17 protein-coding genes are annotated in these 15,846 nt (G+C 74.9%); 9 read left to right on the plus strand and 8 right to left on the minus strand.

Annotated elements, in window-relative coordinates; all coding sequences use genetic code 11:
• Positions 1 to 2 precede the first annotated feature (2 nt).
• Positions 3 to 1,100, minus strand: coding sequence for a baeRF3 domain-containing protein (locus tag PUR71_RS13175; RefSeq protein WP_329927138.1), 1,098 nt, complete (start codon positions 1,098 to 1,100; stop codon positions 3 to 5).
• 247 nt (positions 1,101 to 1,347) lie between these two features.
• Here PUR71_RS13175 and PUR71_RS13180 point away from each other — a divergent pair, with 247 nt between their 5' ends.
• Entirely contained in the window at positions 1,348 to 1,569 is a 222-nt protein-coding gene (locus PUR71_RS13180; protein ID WP_329927139.1) for a hypothetical protein, read from the plus strand.
• An 18-nt stretch (positions 1,570 to 1,587) separates the two neighbouring features.
• Here PUR71_RS13180 and PUR71_RS13185 read toward each other — a convergent pair whose 3' ends face one another.
• Both PUR71_RS13185 and PUR71_RS13190 read right to left on the minus strand, forming a co-directional pair.
• Positions 1,588 to 3,249, minus strand: a complete 1,662-nt coding sequence (locus PUR71_RS13185) for a sigma-70 family RNA polymerase sigma factor (protein WP_329927140.1) — start codon at positions 3,247 to 3,249, stop codon at positions 1,588 to 1,590.
• Between the two features lie 124 nt (positions 3,250 to 3,373).
• A complete protein-coding gene (locus PUR71_RS13190; RefSeq protein WP_329927141.1) occupies positions 3,374 to 4,357 on the minus strand; it encodes a CAP domain-containing protein in 984 nt (327 codons plus the stop codon).
• 233 nt (positions 4,358 to 4,590) lie between these two features.
• Here PUR71_RS13190 and PUR71_RS13195 point away from each other — a divergent pair, with 233 nt between their 5' ends.
• The 5 genes from PUR71_RS13195 to PUR71_RS13215 all read left to right on the plus strand — a co-directional run bounded on the left by PUR71_RS13195 (position 4,591) and on the right by PUR71_RS13215 (position 8,573).
• On the plus strand, positions 4,591 to 6,135 hold the full coding sequence (locus tag PUR71_RS13195; protein WP_329927142.1) for an ATP-dependent DNA ligase: 1,545 nt from the start codon (positions 4,591 to 4,593) through the stop codon (positions 6,133 to 6,135).
• A 185-nt stretch (positions 6,136 to 6,320) separates the two neighbouring features.
• Complete coding sequence (locus tag PUR71_RS13200) at positions 6,321 to 6,569, plus strand: ferredoxin (RefSeq protein WP_329927143.1); 249 nt, start codon at positions 6,321 to 6,323, stop codon at positions 6,567 to 6,569.
• A gap of 66 nt (positions 6,570 to 6,635) precedes the next feature.
• Positions 6,636 to 7,850, plus strand: coding sequence for a cytochrome P450 (locus tag PUR71_RS13205; RefSeq protein ID WP_329927144.1), 1,215 nt, complete (start codon positions 6,636 to 6,638; stop codon positions 7,848 to 7,850).
• Positions 7,851 to 7,972: 122 nt separating this feature from the next.
• Positions 7,973 to 8,137 carry a hypothetical protein gene (locus PUR71_RS13210; protein ID WP_329927145.1) on the plus strand — a complete coding sequence of 55 codons (165 nt, stop codon included), beginning with the start codon at positions 7,973 to 7,975 and terminating at the stop codon, positions 8,135 to 8,137.
• 100 nt (positions 8,138 to 8,237) lie between these two features.
• Positions 8,238 to 8,573 (plus strand): hypothetical protein, encoded by a 336-nt coding sequence (locus PUR71_RS13215; protein WP_329927146.1) that lies wholly within the window; start codon positions 8,238 to 8,240, stop codon positions 8,571 to 8,573.
• Here PUR71_RS13215 and PUR71_RS13220 read toward each other — a convergent pair.
• From PUR71_RS13220 to PUR71_RS13230, 3 genes are all read right to left on the minus strand, one after another.
• Positions 8,570 to 9,412 carry a hypothetical protein gene (locus PUR71_RS13220; RefSeq protein WP_329927147.1) on the minus strand — a complete coding sequence of 281 codons (843 nt, stop codon included), beginning with the start codon at positions 9,410 to 9,412 and terminating at the stop codon, positions 8,570 to 8,572. The two genes, PUR71_RS13215 and PUR71_RS13220, sit on opposite strands and share 4 nt — an antisense overlap.
• A 73-nt stretch (positions 9,413 to 9,485) precedes the next feature.
• Entirely contained in the window at positions 9,486 to 9,722 is a 237-nt protein-coding gene (locus tag PUR71_RS13225; protein WP_329927148.1) for a DUF6296 family protein, read from the minus strand.
• A 110-nt stretch (positions 9,723 to 9,832) separates the two neighbouring features.
• Positions 9,833 to 10,069 carry a DUF2277 domain-containing protein gene (locus tag PUR71_RS13230; protein ID WP_329927149.1) on the minus strand — a complete coding sequence of 79 codons (237 nt, stop codon included), beginning with the start codon at positions 10,067 to 10,069 and terminating at the stop codon, positions 9,833 to 9,835.
• A gap of 270 nt (positions 10,070 to 10,339) precedes the next feature.
• Here PUR71_RS13230 and PUR71_RS13235 point away from each other — a divergent pair, with 270 nt between their 5' ends.
• Positions 10,340 to 11,542 carry an MFS transporter gene (locus PUR71_RS13235; protein ID WP_329927150.1) on the plus strand — a complete coding sequence of 401 codons (1,203 nt, stop codon included), beginning with the start codon at positions 10,340 to 10,342 and terminating at the stop codon, positions 11,540 to 11,542.
• Positions 11,543 to 11,549: 7 nt separating this feature from the next.
• On the opposite strand, the gene PUR71_RS13240 is transcribed toward PUR71_RS13235, so the two are convergent.
• Positions 11,550 to 12,080, minus strand: a complete 531-nt coding sequence (locus PUR71_RS13240) for a gamma carbonic anhydrase family protein (protein ID WP_329927151.1) — start codon at positions 12,078 to 12,080, stop codon at positions 11,550 to 11,552.
• Positions 12,081 to 12,298: 218 nt separating this feature from the next.
• Between PUR71_RS13240 and PUR71_RS13245 the strand changes: the two genes are divergently transcribed.
• Positions 12,299 to 12,847, plus strand: a complete 549-nt coding sequence (locus PUR71_RS13245) for an RBBP9/YdeN family alpha/beta hydrolase (RefSeq protein WP_329927152.1) — start codon at positions 12,299 to 12,301, stop codon at positions 12,845 to 12,847.
• Positions 12,848 to 12,915: 68 nt separating this feature from the next.
• Positions 12,916 to 13,521, plus strand: a complete 606-nt coding sequence (locus PUR71_RS13250) for a hypothetical protein (protein WP_329927153.1) — start codon at positions 12,916 to 12,918, stop codon at positions 13,519 to 13,521.
• Between the two features lie 72 nt (positions 13,522 to 13,593).
• Here the strand turns inward: PUR71_RS13250 and PUR71_RS13255 are convergent, their stop codons facing one another.
• A complete protein-coding gene (locus tag PUR71_RS13255) occupies positions 13,594 to 15,834 on the minus strand; it encodes a transglycosylase domain-containing protein (protein WP_329927154.1) in 2,241 nt (746 codons plus the stop codon).
• Between the last annotated feature and the right edge of the window lie 12 nt (positions 15,835 to 15,846).

The raw sequence follows: 15,846 nt of genomic DNA on the forward strand, positions 1-15,846 counted from the left end.
GGTCAGTACCGCAGGACGGCGGCGATGCGGCCGCGCGAGGCGAGTTCGCCGGACGGGACGAACTGCACTTGGGCGCCGGTGTCCAGGGCGCGCTCGACGATCTCGTCGACCATGTCCTCGCGCACGTCCGGGCCGCCGTCCTCGGTGGGCACCAGGTGGTTGTCCGTCACCCGGACGGGCTGCCAGTAGTCCTCCTCCACCGCGACCACGGCGGCCCGGCCCTCGGCGACGTTCTGCCAGACCTCGTCGATGCCGGCGGCCAGGCCCTTCACGCCCTGGGCCTGGCTGAGGCGCTCCTGGAGCTCGGCGACGGCCTTGCGCCCCTGTTCGGCCACCGTCGGCCCGACGGCCTCGGCCACCGCGGCCGGGGAGGCGTGGCCGAGGCCGCCGCGCGCGACCTGGGCGGCGGCGCGCTTGGCCGCCGTGCCGACGTCGTCGAGCAGGGAGATCGCCGCCGCCTCGCCGAGCACGTAGAGCGGACGGGCGTCGGACTCCAGGACGGCGGCCAGGGCGGTGTCGGCCGAGCGCAGGAACCGGCGGGTCTCCTCGTCGGTGAAGGTGCTCGGCACGTTGCCGATCCGCTCCTTGCGCTCGACGTCCCAGTCCGGCCCGACCTGGTCGACCGGGAAGCCGCCGTCGTGCGGCACCAGCTTCGGCCCGGAGCCGCTGAACAGCGCGGCCCGGTCGGCGGAGACGGTGAGCACCCAGTAGGGCTCGCCCGAGAGGTAGGCGGAGACCAGGTTGCGGGTCAGGAAGGTGTCCGAGACGACGACCCGGGCGGGCACCGAGCGCGGGAGCGACCACACCTGGTGCTCACCGGGCGCCGCGAAGATCGCCAGGCCGTCCTCGGCGTGCACGAGGTCGACCTCGGCGAGCGCGCGGTCCAGTTGCTCGACCACGTCCAGCCGGTCCGCCCGGCTGACCGCCTCGTCGGCCTGCAGCCTGGCCTTCGCCTCGGCGACGAGGTTGCGCAGGCGCACCGGGTCCTGGGTGTTTTCGGGCTCACTGCGGTGGGTCGGCAGCAGGACGGAGACGGCCGGGTAGCGCCGGGGGCGGCGCAGCTCGGCGAGGACGGCGGAGGTGAGCTCGGCTGCGTGCATCGGGTGCCCTTCGTGTCGCGGGGGTGGCGGAGGCCTGGGACGGTCGGTGAACCCGGCCGGAAGGGAGGGGCGGAAAGATCGATTTGCCGGATTCGTTCCGGAACCCCTCCCCATCCCACCCCGCTCCTAAGCCCCCCGCCACCGGAACGCCCGCACGCCGGTTCCGCGCCCCGCGCGCCCGCCCCGCGCCCCTGCCCCGTGACCCGTGCGGCGCGGGCTCGTTAGCCCCGGCATGAAGAAGCGCAGCATGCTTGCCGTGGCCTCGCTCGCCGTGGGTTTCGTGGCCTCCCTGACCGCCCCGAGCGCGCACGCCAGCGCCGTGGGCGGGCAGGAGGGGCTGCCCGCGCCGCTCGGCCCGACGGCCGACCTGGCGCCGGGGCAGGTCGGCGACGCGGGCGGCGTGGTCGGGCACGCCACCGGCTACGTGACCGGGCAGGCGGACGGGCTCGTCCCGGTCACGCCCGCGTAGCCGGCCCGGGCGCCCGGCTCAGGAGAGCGGGGCGCCGAGGTCCTGGGCCCAGTAGGTGCCGGCCGGGCCGGTGGCGACGCCGACGCCGACGTCCTTGAAGCCGCAGTCCAGCAGGTTGGACTGGTGGATGCCGCCGTCCATCCAGTGGGCGACGACGGCCGAGGGGTTGGCCACGCCGCGGTCGAGGTTCTCGCCCCACTGGGACCAGCGGTAGCCGGCCGCGGTGATCCGGGCGTCGGGGTGGACGCCGTCGGGGTTGACGTGGTCGAAGAAGCTGCGGGCGACCATGTCGTCGGCGTGCTTCTGGGCGGCACCGTGCAGCCGGGGGTCGATCCGCAGCGGGGCGCAGCCGGCCTTCGCCCGTTCGGCGTTCACGAGGTCGACGAGCTGATGCTCCGGGCTGGGCGGGGCGGTCGGCCGAGGCGCGGTGGGCGACGGGGTCGGCGTCGGGGTTGTTGTGGGGGTCTCGACCGGGGTCGGAGTCTGGGTCTGTGTGGGGGTGTCGGTGACGGCGGCCGGAGCCGGCGCCGGGAGGGCGAGCGGCGTCCCGGTCGGCGTGTCGGGCGCGGCGGCCGGGGTGATCGGCTCGGGCGCCGCCTCCAGCGGCTTCTCGGCGGGGGCCGGCCAGACCAGGGCCAGGGTCGTGACCGCCACGGCGGCCGCCGCCGCGCTGCTCACCAGGACGGCCTTCTTCGCCGCGATGGCGGCCCAGCCCCCGTGCGAACCCGCTCCGGCCGCGCCCGCGGTACCCGCCGCGCCGCCGGCACCGCCCGCTCCGGCGGCCCCCGTCCCCGCCGCGGAGGCGATCGCGGCGGCGGTGACCTTGAAGTGCAGCAGCACCGGCGAACCCATCGGGATCGGCACCAGCGCGAGCCCGGCGAGCAGCCCCTCCGCCGGGAAGAGGTCGCGGCCCAGGCGGTCGCAGGTGGCGCAGCCGCGGATGTGCCGGGCTATGCGCTTGCGCCACACCGAGTTCGGCGTCCCGTCGAAGCCGGCGGTGACCTCGGCGAGTTCGGGGCAGCGCGGGTAGGCGCTCAGTGCCCGGACGACCACGCGGCCGGACTCCAGCTGCTTCTTCATCCGCTGCACCCGGACCGCGGTGTGCTGCGGGCTGAGGTCGAGCGACTCGGCGAGTTCGGCGCGCGACAGTTCGCCGCTCGCCTCCAGCCACCACAGGGACAGCAGTTCGCGGTCGTCCGGGTCGAGCCAGCGGGTGGCCTCGGCGACCTCGCGGCGCTGGCCGGAGAGGCCGAGCCGCAGGATGGTGAGGTCGGTGAAGTCGGCGCGCGGGTCGGCGACCTCCCAGGTCTCGTCGAGGCCACCGACGGTCGGCTGCTGCTGACCGGCCGTGTGGCGGCGGCGGACCTGGTTCATCGTGATCGCGACCAGCCAGGAGCGGAACGACGACGGGTCGCGCAGCCCCTCCAGGCCGTCCAGGGCGCGGATCATCGTCTCCTGGGCGACGTCGTCGACGTCGGCGTGCCCGCCGAGCGCTCGCCCGGCCACGTTGTAGACCAGCGGCAGCCAGGCGGCGACCAGCGCCTCCTGGGCCTGCCGGTCGCCCGCCTGGGCGGCGCGCACCAGGGTCGTCCCGGTGCCGCCGCGCACATCGGTGCCGGGTACACCGGCGCCGTGCACGTCAGTGTTGCGCACGTCAGCGTTCTGCACGTCAGCGTTCATCGTCCGCACTCCGTCTTGCCGTCTTCCGCCCGCCGATGCCTCCTCGGAGACCCCTGGGGAGTGATCAGATAACAACAATTTGCGCGGAATCGGAAAACGGGCCGGTGACGGGCCCCCGCCGGGGTCACGCCGGGGCGGCGAACACCTGGGTCCACCACGGGCCGCCCGAGCCGGTCCGCACGCCGACGCCGAGCTGCTTGAAGGCGCAGTTGAGGATGTTGGCGCGGTGGCCGGGGCTGTTCATCCAGGCGTCCATGACGGCGGCCGGGTCCTTCTGGCCGCGGGCGATGTTCTCGCCCCAGGTGCTCCAGCGGTAGCCGGTCGCCTCGATGCGGTGGTCGGCGTGGTAGCCCTCGGGGCTGGCGTGGTCGAAGTAGTTGCGGTCGGCCATGTCGTCGCTGTGCGACTGGGCGGCGCTGGCCAGGCGGGGTTCGGCGGCGACCGGGTCGCAGCCGGCCTTGGCGCGCTCGGCGTTGACGAGGTCGACGACCTGCTGGGCGTACGAGGGGGAGGCGCCGCCGCCGACCGGGGTGGGCGCGGAGGTCGCCGCAGGGGCGCTCGCGGCGGCGGAGCGCTGGGTGGTGGTGGGCTTGGCGGTCGGGGTCGGCTTGGCGGTGGCGGTCGGCGTGGGCGTCGCGGAGGCGGAGGCCGTGGCGGTGGCGGTGGCGGTCGCGGTGGCGGAGGCGGTGGGCGACGGAGTGCCGGGGTCCGTCGCGGACAGGTTGACCGGCGACTGCGGCGCCCCCGACACGAGGGCCGGGCCCCCGCCGGCGCCGGGCACCTGGATGCCCTCGTGGGTGCCGGCCTCGGCGGCCATCAGCGCGTCCAGGGCCACGGCCTGCCCCGGGTCGCGGTCGGACTGTTTGCCCGCGTACGCCGCGTACCCGGCGCCCACGAGCGCCGCGAGCAGGCCCGTCCCGGCCACGGCCACGACGACCGTCGACACCGGGACGAACGCGCCGCGCCTGCGGCCCCGCCTGCCGCGCCCCCCGTGGCGGTCGGCGTGCCGCTCGGCTGCCCGGCGCGCGGCACGCCCTCCGGAACGGCCGCCCGCGCCGTCGGCCGAGCCGGTCGCCGGGAGGATGGTCGTCCTGTCTTCGCTGTTCACCTGGCCACGCTTTCTGTCCGGGTCGGCGGTCGGGTGCCGACACCTGGGAGACCCTCCGGCGCGCTGCCGATAACAAAAAAGTCCGAACGGATGTCCGGCGGACCGGGTCCGGGCCCCGCCGCGGGGGCCGGACACGGTCCGGGAGACGCCACCCTGCCACCCCTCCGGCGGGCGGGGAAGGGGCCCGGCGGGGATTCTGGAGGTGTCCGGAGCCGTCCGCCCGAGGAGGTGCCATGCCCCTGCGCGAGCTCGCCCTCGCCTCCCGGGCCGTCGCCGCCGAGCCCGGCCGCAAGGCCAAGACCGCGCTGCTCGCCGCGTGCCTGCGGGAGTTGGGGCCGGACGAGGCACCGGCTGCCGTGGCCCTGCTGTCGGGCGAGTCGCAGCGGCTGCGCACCGGCGTCGGGTACGCGGGCCTGCGCGACCTGCCGCCGCCCGCCGACGGGGCCGGTGAGCTCGGGGTGCGGGAGGTCGAGCGGGAGCTGGAGCGGATCGCCGGCGTGCACGGGGCCGGGGCGCAGGCCGAGCGGCGGCGGCTGCTGACGGACCTGTTCGGCCGGGCGACCGAGGTCGAGCAGGGGTTCCTGCGGGCGGTGCTGGTGGGCGAGTTGCGCCAGGGCGCGCTGGACGCGGTGGTCGGGGACGCCGTCGCGCAGGCGGCCGGGGTGCCCGCGACGGCGGTGCGGCGGGCGCTGATGTTCCGCGGCTCGGCCCGGGCGGTGGCCGAGGCGGCGCTGACCGGCGGGGTGCCGGCGCTGGCCGCGTTCCGGCTGGAGGTGGGCCGGCCCGTGCGGCCGATGCTGGCCGCGTCCGCGCCGGACGTGGCCTCCGCGCTGGAGCGCACCGGTCCGGCGGCGCTGGAGTGGAAGCTGGACGGCATCCGGGTCCAGGTGCACCGGGACGGCCCGGACGTCGCGGTGTTCACCCGCAGCCTGGACGACATCACCGCGCGCGTGCCCGAGGTGGCCGAGGCGGCGCTCGCGCTGCCGCTGCGCTCGGCCGTGCTGGACGGCGAGGCCATCGCGCTCGGACCGGACGGCCGCCCGCGCCCGTTCCAGGAGACCGCGGCGCGCACCGCCACCCGCCGGGACCCGGACCGGCTGCGGGCCGAAGTGCCGCTCAGCGCCTACTTCTTCGACCTCCTGCACCACGACGGCGAGGACCTCGTCGACCGCCCCGGCACCGAGCGCTGGGCGGCACTGGCCGAGGCGGCGCCACCCGGCCTGCGGGTGGCGCGCACCGAGACCGGGAACCGCGCCGAGGCGCTGGCGTTCTTCCGCGCCACCCTGGCGCTCGGCCACGAGGGCGTCCTGGTCAAGGACCCCGCGGCCGGGTACGCGGCCGGCCGGCGAGGCGCGGGCTGGATCAAGGTCAAGCCCCGGCACACCCTGGACCTCGTGGTGCTGGCCGCCGAGTGGGGCAGCGGCCGGCGCCGCGGCCGGCTCAGCAACCTGCACCTGGGCGCCCGGGCGGCGGGCGAGCCCGGGCTCGGCCCTTGGGTGATGCTCGGCAAGACGTTCAAGGGCCTCACCGACGAGACGCTGGCCTGGCAGACCGCCGAACTCCTCGCCCGGGAGACCGGGCGGGACGAGTGGACGGTGCGGGTCCGGCCGGAACTCGTCGTGGAGATCGCCTTCGACGGCGTCCAGCGCAGCCCCCGCTACCCCGCCGGGCTGGCCCTGCGCTTCGCCCGGGTGGTCCGCTACCGGCCGGACAAGGACCCGGCCGAGGCCGACACGATCGCCTCCGTGCGGGAGATCGCGGCCACCGAGGGCCTGTGAGCGGGGTCGCGCCGAACCGCCCTTGACAAACTGACGTCAAATCAAACCTCGTGCTGCCAAAGGTCGTTCCGTCCCGGACCGAATCGGCCAATCTGCGCAAACCCGCCACGACACCCTCCGTGTGCGCCGTGCCACGGGGTTAGGTTGGCAATGACAACGAGCAACGAGTGCAGGAGGAAGCGCCCATGAAGGTGAGCGTCGACCGGGACCGCTGCTGCAGCTCCGGGCTGTGCGTCTCGAACGCCCCGGAGCTCTTCGACCAGGACGACCACGACAGCCTGGTGAGGCTGCGTCGAACGGCCTTCCGGCCGGAGGAGTACCCCGACCTCAGACTCGCCGCCGAACTCTGCCCGTGCGGCGCGATCACCGTCACCGAGGACGACGCCACCGCGGACACCGCCCCGGCCGACGGGCCCGCCGCGACCGGCAGTTAGCCCAGCGCCTGCGCTCCACCCGACCCCACCCAGGAGATCCCCACCGCGACGCCGAGGAGTACCACCGTGACGACCACGCCCGCGCCCACCACCCCGGTGCTGCCCGCCGCCCACGACACGCGTTGCCCGTTCAGCCCGCCGCCCGCCTACACCGACGCCGCCCGCACCGGCTCCGTCACCCGCGCCGCCCTGCCCGACGGCACCCCCATCTGGCTCGTGACCGGCTACGCCGAGGTGCGCACCGTCCTGGCCGACCAGCGCTTCAGCGCCGACGCCCGGCACCCCACCTTCCCGCTGTTCACCCCCGACCGGCGCGAACTCATCGCCGAGAACCCGGCGTTCATCCGGCTCGACGATCCGGAGCACGCCCGGCTGCGCCGCATGGTCACCGGGGACTTCCTGGTCAAGCGGGTCGAGGCGATGCGGCCCGAGATCCAGCGGATCGTCGACGACGCCCTCGACCGGATGACCGACGGTGCCACCGAGGCCGACCTGGTCAGCGCGTTCGCCCTGCCGGTGCCCTCGTTGGTGATCTGCCTCCTGCTCGGTGTCCCCTACGAGGACCGGGAGATGTTCCAGGCCCTCAGCGCCACGCTGCTCAACACCTTCGCCCCCAAGGAGGAGATCGCCCGCGCCAGCGACGAGATCCTCGACTACCTCGGCGGGCTCGCCGCCCACAAGAAGGAGCATCCGGCCGAGGACATCCTCAGCCGCCTCGCCGCCCGGGACGACCTCACCCTGCGCGAGATCGCCTCCACCGGCGTGCTGCTCCTGATCGCCGGCCACGAGACCACTGCCAACATGATCGGACTGTCCACCGTGCTGCTGCTCCGGCAGCCCGAGCAGGTCGCCAAGCTCGCCGACCCGGCCGCCGTGCCCGGCGCGGTCGAGGAGCTGCTGCGCCACACCACGATCGTCCACACCGGCCTGCCGCGCGTGGCGGTCGAGGACGTCGAGCTGGACGGCACGCTCATCCGGGCCGGGGACGGCGTCTTCGCGATGCTGTCCACCGCCAACCGGGACGAGGCGATGTTCGGCGGCGCGGACCGCTCCTCCCCCGACGAGGTCGACCTCGACCGCGACGCCCGGCGCCACCTGGCCTTCGGCTTCGGCGTGCACCAGTGCCTGGGCCAGCCGCTGGCCCGGGCCGAGCTGCAGATCGCGCTCGCCACCCTGTTCCGCCGGCTGCCCGGCCTGCGGCTCGCGGTGCCCGAGAGCGAGTTGCGGTTCCGCTCCGAGAACGTCATCTACGGGCTGAGGTCGCTGCCCGTCACCTGGTGACCCGGTGACCCGGCTGGCCCCCGGGCCGGGGCGGGGGCAGGCTGGAAGGGCGAACGACAGACCCGGCCTGCCGCGCGCCCCGCAGGGCGTGCCCGGACCGGCCGAGGAGACGGAGCCCGCAGATGACCGACATGAGCGACCGGGCCCAGGTGAGCGCCGAGACCGACGAGGACGTCCGCGCCGCGGACCCCGAGGAGGGCGTCACGTCGATGCAGAACCTTCACGCGCAGGACGAGTCCCGGGCGGAAGGCGACCCCATGCTGGACGAGAACGGCACGAGCAGCTGACCAGCTGACAGACGAGGCCGCCCGGACGCACCGGGCGGCCTCCGGCTACCGCTGGTGTCGCTCCCGGACGGGCGGCCGACCGGCGGGGGAGGATTAGCGCATGACCGAGCACACTCAGGGCGGCGGACAGGTCCAGCCGCCCGCGGACCCGCGCGCGTCGTGGGCGACCTGGACCACACAGTCGATCATCAGCGGGCCCGGCGGGGTCACCACCGCCGAGGTCGGGCCGATCTCCGGTGACCTCACCGTGCACACCACGTGGGTGGACGGCGAGGCCCGGCTGACCGTCCAGTACACCGGCGCGCTGGACTGGTACACGGTCTCCGGCAGCCCCGTCCCGGCGGCGGACGAGATCACCGCGCGGGCGATCCACCAGGCGATGGTCAACGGCGTCAAGGCCGGCCGCGGCGCCGCGGCACCGCCCGTCGCCGGCTAACCGGTGGCCGAGTCCCAGTAGGAAGCATCCGCCGGACGGCGCCGGCGCAGGTCCTCGCGGACCTCGTCGGCCAGCCGGCGGGTGTCGCGCCGGTTCACGCTGGCGCCGATCCCCGCGCCGACCAGCAGCGGCATCACCGACGGCAGCCGGCGCAGCGAGCTGCGGGTCAGCCGGCGCCGGACCTGCTGGCGCACCTCCGCGCCGAGCGCCAGCGCGGCGAAGCCCGCCGGGCGGACCAGCAGGTTGGCGTCGACGCCCCGGCGGTTGGCCCACGCGGAGAGGTAGGCGGTGGCCCGCTGGGTGACGCTCCCGGTCGCCGGGACGCCGTAGACCTCGTGCAGCTCGGCGATCAGCTTCACCTCCACGGCCGCCACGGCGAGCGTCTCGGCGGCGATCTCCACCGCCATCGCGGGCGGCACCGGCAGCATCGCCGCCGCGCCCACGCCCGCCCCGAGCGCGCCCGAGGCCCTGATCGCGCCGAGCGCCAGCAGGTCGGCGAGCTGCTCGGGATCGGCGGCGCCGGGGTGCTGGGCCCGCAGCGTGGCCAGGCCGCGGACCGGGATGCGCGGCGCGGCCCGCACGAGCTGCTCGGCCATTGCCCGACCCCCGACCGCGGTGCCCTTGGCGACGGCCCGGCCACCCGTGCCGAGCCGCCGGGCGACATCACGCACCAGCGCCCGGCCGCGGGCGCCCTCGGCCCGGTACTCGGCGACCTGCCAGCCGCCGACGGGCCGCTCGGCCTCCTCGACCAGACCGGCGAGCTCGTCCGCGAGCTGCTCGGGGGCGACGGCATCGGGCTCGGAACGGTCCGGACGTCCGGGTTTGCGGAAGATTGCCATGCCCATCGGCTACCCGGTCCGGGCCGCCGCTAGTCGGTCCGGGACGTCCTCTGGCCCTTCAGGCCCTATGGCCCTATGGCAGCGGCTGGGCGTGGACCGGGACGTGCGGGGACTGGTGGCCGCCGCTGGCGAGCATGCGGACCTCGCCGGCGTCGCTGATCTCGGCCCGGACGATGCCGCTCGCGTCCTCGTACACCGGATGGCCGCCGGGGCCCGTCGCGCTCGTGCGCGCGACCACGACCACGTCCTGCGGGGCCTGGGTGCCGGGGGTGCCGGGGAAGGTGAGTGCGTAACGTGTGGGCGGGTTCATCACCGACCACCTCCTCGTACCTGTGCGCCCCGCCCGCGTCCCGGGGTCGTCTCCTGGGCCGTCTCCGGGCCCGGCGGGCGGCGGTCTCTACGCGGCGTTCCGGTGACGGCTCACGCGGTGGCCTCGACGGCCCGGGCGGACGCGCCGCGCACCTCCAGTTCGGCGAGCAGCCGGGCGGTCGCCTCGGTGACCGCCTCGACGGCCCGGTCGAAGGCCTCGCGGTTGTGCGCGGCCGGGGCGCGGAAGCCGGACACCTTCCGGACGTACTGCAGCGCGGCGGCGCGGAAGTCGTCCTCGTCGGCGTCGGGCGTGACGGGGGGTCGCAGCGTCTTGATGTTGCGGCACATGCCCCCAGTCTCCCGCGCGGGCGGCCCGCTCGCGAGCCCTTCCGGGAAGCCCATGGCGTCACCCGGCGCGTCCGCCCCGGCCGTCCGCCCCCGCAGCGCCTCCGTCACCGGCCCGCCCCGGCCCGCGTCACCGGGCCCACACCGGCCGCGGACCCGCCCGCGTCACCGGGCCGTCATGATCGGCTTACGGGACCGTCACCCGGGCGGATTAGGATGCCGGACGAACGAATACCGCCCGTTCCGTCCCACTTCTCCCCCGGAGCCACCCCCTTGCCTCTCGCGCTGGTCGCCCTGGCCGTCACCGCGTTCGCCATCGGCACCACCGAGTTCGCCGCCATGGGGCTCCTCCCCCAGGTCGCGGACAGCCTGCACGTCTCGATCCCCCAGGCCGGCTGGCTGATCTCCGCGTACGCCGTCGGCGTCGTGATCGGCGCGCCCCTGCTCACCGCGCTCGCCGCCGGACGCCCGCGCAAGGCGGTGCTGGTCGCCCTCGCCGGGCTCTTCGCCACCGGCAACCTGCTGTGCGCCCTCGCCCCCGGCTTCTGGACCCTGGCCGCCGCCCGGCTCGTCACCGGGCTGCCGCACGGCGCGTTCTTCGGCGCCGGGGCGGTGGCCGCCGCCGAACTCGTCGCCCCCGACAAGAGGGCGCGCGCGGTCGCCGTCATGTTCTCCGGCCTGACCGTCGCCAACGTCGTCGGCGTGCCCGCCGCGACCCTGCTCGGGCAACACCTCGGCTGGCGGGCGACGATGCTCGTCGTCGTCCTCATCGCCGCCGCCGGCACGCTCGCCATCGCCCGCCTCGTGCCGCACCTGCCCTCCCCCGCCCAGTCCGGGCTCCGGCACGAGTTGCGCGCCTTCCGCAGCGGGCAGCTGTGGCTGGCACTGGCCACCGTCGTCTTCGGCTGCGGCGGGTTCTTCGCCTGCTACAGCTACATCGCGCCGCTGCTCACCGAGGTCTCCGGGTACGCCACCGGGTCGGTGACGCTGGTGCTCGCGCTGTTCGGCGTCGGGATGACGATCGGCAACGTGCTTGGCGGCTTCGCCGCCGACCGGGCGCTGCGGCCGACCGTCTGCGCGGCGTTCCTGCTGCTGGCGGCCGCGCTGGCGCTGTTCGCCGTGACCGCGCACGCGCGGTGGTCGGCAGCCGTGACGGTCGTGCTGATCGGTCTGTTCGGCTTCGCGATCGTGCCGGCCGTGCAGACCCTCGTCATGCAGAAGGCGCGCAGCGCGCCGACCCTGGCCTCGGCGACGGTGCAGGGCGCGTTCAACCTGGCCAACGCCCAGGGCGCGTACTTCGGCGGGCTCGCGCTGGACGCCGGCCTCGGCTGGACCTCGCCGACCCTCGTCGGCGCCGGGCTGGCCGTGTCGGGCGCGGTGGTCGCGCTGCTCGCGTGGGCGGCCGACCGGCGCCGGCCCGCGGACGGTCCGCCCGCGGTGCCGGTGCCGGCCGGGGAGGCCGCGGCCGCCGTCTGAACGGGGCTCAGGCCAGGGGCTCGATGTCCCGGTGGGCGTCGGCCAGGAGCTGGTAGCCGGCGCCGTTCACCGTGATCCCGGCCCGCTCGTCCTCGGACAGCTCGCGCCGGACCTTCGCGGGCACGCCCGCGACCAGCGAACCCGGCGGCACCCGCATGCCCTGCGGCACCACGGCACCGGCCGCGACCAGCGACCCGGCACCGATCCGGGCGCCGTTGAGGACGGTGGCGTTCATCCCGACCAGGACGTCGTCCTCGACGGTGCAGCCGTGCAGCACCGCGTTGTGGCCGACGGAGATCCGCTCGCCGACCACCAGCGGGAAGCCGGGGTCGGCGTGCAGGGTGCAGTTGTCCTGGATGTTGCTGCCCGCACCGACCTCGATGGCCTCGGCGTCGCCGCGCAGCACCGCGCCGTACCAGACGCTCGCCCCGGCGGCGACGGTCACGTCCCCGATCACGACGGCGTTGGGCGCGACGAACGCCCCGGGATCGACGGCGGGCACCTTGCCCCCGACGGCGGCGATCAGCGGCTCTGCCATGTCTCGTCCTCCTGCTGACGATCAAGTGCTCTCTCGCCGGTCACCGTAGGGCGTCGGCCGGTGGTGCAGGAAGAGGGGCCCGTCGGGCAATCGAGGGGATCGCCGCTCCGGGTGATCAGCAGCGCGTGACGGTGCTCGTGCGCCCCAGAACCTCGGTGCGCGCCGGGCCGGGTGCGTCCTAGACTCCTCACCGCACGAACCACGTTCCGAGGAGTCACATGTCCGACCGCACCACCTACCTCGTCCTGGCGGGCTACGAGAACTCGGGGCCCGAGCACTGGCAGACCCGGTGGGAGCAGGCCGAGCCGGAGGCGTTCAGGCGGGTCCAGCAGGCCGACTGGGACCGGCCGGACGCCGAGGACTGGGTGGCCCGGGTGGACGCCGCCGTCGCGGAGGCCGCGGCGCACGGGCCCGTGGTGCTGGTCGCGCACAGCCTCGGCTGCATCACGGCGGCCCGTTGGGTGGCCGGTGCCGCCCCTGGGCGGACGGCCGCCGTGCGCGGTGCGCTGCTGGTGGCGCCCGCCGACATCGACAACGCCGACATCCCGGTGCTGGCGGGCTTCCGGCCGGTGGCACTGACGCCGTTCCCGTTCCCGACGGTGGTGGTCGCCGGCACCGACGACCCGTGGGTGACGAGCGAGCGGGCGCGGGAGTTCGCCGGGGCGTGGGGTGCCCGGTTCGTCGAGGCCGGGGCCCACGGGCACCTCAACTCGGCGTCCGGCCTGGGAGACTGGCCGGCGGGCCGGGAGCTGCTCGCCGCGCTCTGACGGCGACGGACAACGATTTCGGGGTTCCCACCGGGGCCCCGCACCGACGACCGGGGGGACGACGGGGAATGCGCGGACGAGTCACGCCGCGGGCGCGGCGCACACTGGTGCGGGCGCTCGCGGGCGCCGGGCTGGCGGCCGTCCTGCTCTACACCGTGGGGCAGTGGGAGAGCCGATCCGGCGGCCGGATGCAGGTCGCCGACCTGCTGAACCGGCCCGAGGCGCTGCTCGGCGCGGCGCTGGCCGCGCTGATCGGCGCCGCGTGGCTGGCGGACCGGCGCAGCGCCGTGCGGTCGGCCACCCGGGCGGTCACGGTCACCGCCGGGGTGGTGTTCCTGCTCGGCGCGCTCGCCGTGCACAAGGTGTCGGCGGCGGAGACGCGCAGCCGCGAGAGCGCCCCGGCCGGGGCCGAGCAGGCGCTCGTCGTGGTGCACCGCTCGTACGGGGCGGGGCCGGAGCACGGCGAGCACTGGCAGGTGCTGCTGGAGTCCGGCAGCGGCTGGGACGCCCGCCGCTGGACGCTGGCCGACATCGACGGCGCGCCGGACGGCGGGCGGCTGGTGCAGGCGAGTTGGACGGGCCGGGACCGGATCACCATCGTCACGGACGCGTACCAGCGGGTGTTCACCCTCGACCAGGACACCGGCGAACCGGTCGAGGCGCGGTACCGGTAGCGCTAGCCGTAGCAGGGAGGGCCCCGCAGGAAATGCTCCTGCGGGGCCCTCCGTGCTGCTCGTCCGCTCCGCTCAGCCGTCGTCGGAGTGGTCGGGCGTGGGCGTGCCGTGCGGGCGTCCCGGACCCTGGGCGCCACCGCCGTTGCCACCGCCACCGCCGGTCTGCGGGCTGCCCGAGGCGGACGAGCCGCCGGACGGGCTGCCGCTCGGGCCGGCCGGGTCCCGCTTGGGCGGCGGGTCCGGGATGTAGACGGTCGTGAAGTCGTCCTCGGGCATGGACTTCACCGCGTCGCTCATCGCCTGCCGCCAGATCGGCCCGGGGCCGGTCGCCCCGAAGACCTCCGCCTGGTAGTGGCCGCCGATCCGGATGTTCTTCATCGGCACCTTGGTGCCCGGACTGCCCAGCCACACCGAGCCGGCCAGGTTTCCGGTGTAGCCGGTGAACCAGGCCGACTTCTTCTCGTCGGTGGTGCCGGTCTTGCCGGCGATCTGGCGGCCGTCGTCGAGGCCGAGGTCCTTGCCGGTGCCCTTCTCGGTGACGCCGAGGAGCACGGTGTTGACGACGTCCGCGGTGCTCTCGGACATCACCTGGTCGCACTTGGCGGCCGGCACCGGGACGTCCTTGCCCTCGACCGTCGAGATCCGGGTGATCGCGGCCGGCGCGCAGTACCTGCCGCGGGCGGCGAAGGTCGCGTAGACGTTGGCCATGGTCAGCGGGCTGACCTCCTGCGTGCCGAGGCCCATCGCCGGCACCTCCTGGAGCGCCTCGCCGCTGGCCTTGGCCGTCACGCCCAGCTTGTCGGCCATCTGCTTGACGGCGCAGAGGCCGATCTCCTGCTCCATCTGGACGAAGTAGGTGTTGACCGACTTGGCCATGGCCTCCTTGAGCTCGTAGGGGCCGACCTCGCTCGCGCTCTCGTTCGGGATGGTGCCTTCCTTCTTGCCCTTGGCCAGGTTCTTCCACGTGCCGTTGCAGGTCGACATCGTCGGCCAGTCCATCCGGTTCGGCGCGGAGTAGGACTGGGTGGGCGGCACGCCCGCCTCCAGCGCGGCGGCGGCCACGATGGGCTTGAAGTTGGAGCCGGGCTGGAAGCCCATGCCGCCGCCCATCGCCGCGTCGACGTTGTAGTTGACGACGGTCTCGTTCTTCTCCTTCGCGAGGCCGTACGGGCGGGTCTGGGCCATCGCGAGGATGTCGCCGGTGCCGGGCTCGACCATCGTCATCGCCGCCGAGACCGGGTCGGTCACGTACACCAGGTCCGACACGGCCTTCTGGGCGGCGGCCTGCTTCTCCGGGTCCATGGTGGTGTAGATGTTGAGGCCGCCCTGGTCCCACAGCTTCTTGCGCTCGGCGGCGCTCTTGCCGAAGGCCGGGTCCTGCTTGACGACGTGCCGCACGTAGTCGCAGAAGAAGCCCATGCCCGCCTTGGCGGTGATGCAGCCGTTCTGCGGGTCGCGGTAGTCGAGGCCGAGCGGCGCGGCCTTGGCCTGCCGGGCCTGCTCGGCGGTGATGTGCCTGTTCTCCACCATCTTGTCGATGACGGTGTCCCGGCGCTTCTGCGCGGCCACCGGGTGGAGCTTCGGGTCGTACTGGGACGGGTTCTGCACCAGCCCGGCGAGCATGGCCGCCTCGGGGAGGGTCAGGTCCTTGGCGTCCTTGGCGAAGTAGCGCTGGGAGGCGGCCTCGATGCCGTACGCCTGGTGCCCGTAGAAGGTGATGTTCAGGTAGTTGGTGAGGATCTGGTCCTTGGTCAGGTCCTCTTCCAGCTTGATGGCGTACTTGAGTTCCTGGATCTTGCGGCCGAGCGTCTTGCGCTGCGCCTCGGCGACCGCGACCGGGTCGTCGCCGGCCTTCTCGACGTTCACGTTCTTCACGTACTGCTGGGTCAGCGTGGAGGCTCCCTGGACGGTGGCGCCGCTCTCCGCGTTCTTGGTGACGGCCCGCAGGATGCCCTTGAGGTCGACCGCGCCGTGCTCGTAGAAGCGGGCGTCCTCGATGTCCACCTGGGCCTGTCGGATCAGCGGTGACATCTGCTCGGCCGGGATGACCGTGCGGTCGCGCTCGTAGACCTTGGCGATCAGGCCGCCCTTGGCGTCGAAGATCTGCGTCGCCTGCGTCAGCGGGGGCGCCCTGAAGTCGTCGGGTATGCTCTCGAAGCTTTCCGCGCCGTTCTTCGCGCCCAGCCCGATCGCGCCGGCCCCGGGGAGCACGATCCCCGCTAGCAGGACGCCACCGAGCACGCTGCTGCCGAGGAACTTGGCCGTGTGTCCGACCAGCCCGATCGGTGTCTCCCTGCGCCGGGGGCGTGGCACCCACGTGTCGCC

Source organism: Streptomyces sp. SP17BM10 (assembly GCF_036322405.1).
In the GTDB taxonomy this organism is placed as follows: domain Bacteria; phylum Actinomycetota; class Actinomycetes; order Streptomycetales; family Streptomycetaceae; genus Kitasatospora.